Consider the following 1,288-nt stretch of genomic DNA (forward strand, 5'->3'; position numbering starts at 1 on the left):
GAGATGCCGAAGTCCTCGAGCATCCGGACCGAGCGGCGGCGGAAGTCGTGCGCACTGCCACCGGGGACGTTGTCGAAGTAGCCGGCCTGGTCGACGGGCTGGGGGCCGCCGTCCTTCCACTCGCGGCTCTTCAGGAGGTAGAACTCGATCTCCGGGTGCGTGTAGAACGTGAACCCGCGCTCGCTCGCCTTCGCGAGGGTGCGCTTCAGGACGTTGCGCGGGTCGGCGACCGCGGGCTGGCCGTCCGGCGTCGTGATGTCGCAGAACATCCGGGCCGTGGGGTCGATCTCGCCGCGCCAGGGGAGGATCTGGAACGTCGAGGGGTCCGGGTGCGCGAGCACGTCGGCCTCGTAGCTGCGGGTCAGGCCCTCGATCGCGGAGCCGTCGAAGCCGATGCCCTCGGCGAAGGCCCCCTCGACCTCGGCCGGCGCGATCGCGACCGACTTGAGCGTCCCGATGACGTCGGTGAACCAGAGTCGGATGAACTTGATGCCGCGCTCCTCGATGGTGCGGAGCACGAAGTCCGTCTGCTTGTCCATTGACGCCCTTTCCGTGGTGCAGCTGGTCCAGCTGGGAGTCTCAGCCTATTGGTTCTCCGGTCAGTCTTCGTCGTCCCAGCGCTCGTTGTTCGCCTTGATGCGGTCGAGGGCGTGCTGCGCCTCCTCGCGGGTCTCGAACGGCCCGATGCGGTCGCGCTGCGGGGACTGCGGGCCCTGCTCGACGGCGTGCGTCTTCTCGTTGAACCACCACTGGGACTCGATGCGTTCGTCGCTCATGCCGCCACCGTACCCACGGCGGGGGCGTGCGGGCCGGGCGTGCCGCTGGGCGGGCTGGGGGCTGGGCCGGGGCCGGGGGCTGGCGCGAGTCTCGGCGTGAGCGACAGTTCTCGGGCGAAAGCGCGCGAGAACTGTCGCTCACGACGAGTCTCGGAGCGCGCAGGGCGAGTCTCGGAGCGCGCAGGCCGAGTCCCGGGGCGCGCAGGGCGAGTCTCGGGGCGCGCAGGCCGAGTCTCGGGGCGCGCAGGGCGACCGCCTGGAGGACAGGAGAAGGTAAACAGGGCAGGCACCGGGCCTCCAGGCGGTCGCGTCGTGGTCGCGTCCTGCGGGGCGAGTCTCGCCGTGGGCGACACGTCTCGCGCGCGAGCGCGCACGATCCGTCGCCCAGGGCGAGTCTCGGCGTGCACGGGCCGAAACTCGGGTCCCGCGCGCCCGGATAGAGTGGTCGGCATGCCCCGGGACGCACACGGACACCTGACCGCCGGCCGGATCTCCCCGCAGCGGCCCGTCCC

2 protein-coding genes are annotated in these 1,288 nt (G+C 71.5%); both read right to left on the reverse strand.

From position 1 onward, the window contains the following. The coding region (locus I59_RS05875; protein ID WP_022903067.1) for a glutamine synthetase beta-grasp domain-containing protein at window positions 1–539 on the reverse strand (539 nt) is incomplete at its 3' end. Between the two features lie 60 nt (window positions 540–599). After that, on the reverse strand, window positions 600–776 hold the full coding sequence (locus tag I59_RS21920) for an SPOR domain-containing protein (RefSeq protein ID WP_148286109.1): 177 nt from the start codon (window positions 774–776) through the stop codon (window positions 600–602). Window positions 777–1,288 lie beyond the last annotated feature (512 nt).

This window comes from Curtobacterium sp. B8, assembly GCF_000333315.1.
Classification (GTDB): Bacteria; Actinomycetota; Actinomycetes; order Actinomycetales; family Microbacteriaceae; genus Curtobacterium; species Curtobacterium luteum.

Coding starts and splice junctions, on each gene's coding strand:
- I59_RS21920 (WP_148286109.1), bottom strand. CDS start 776: ATGAGCGACGAACGCATCGAGTCCCAGTGGTGGTTCAACGAGAAGACG.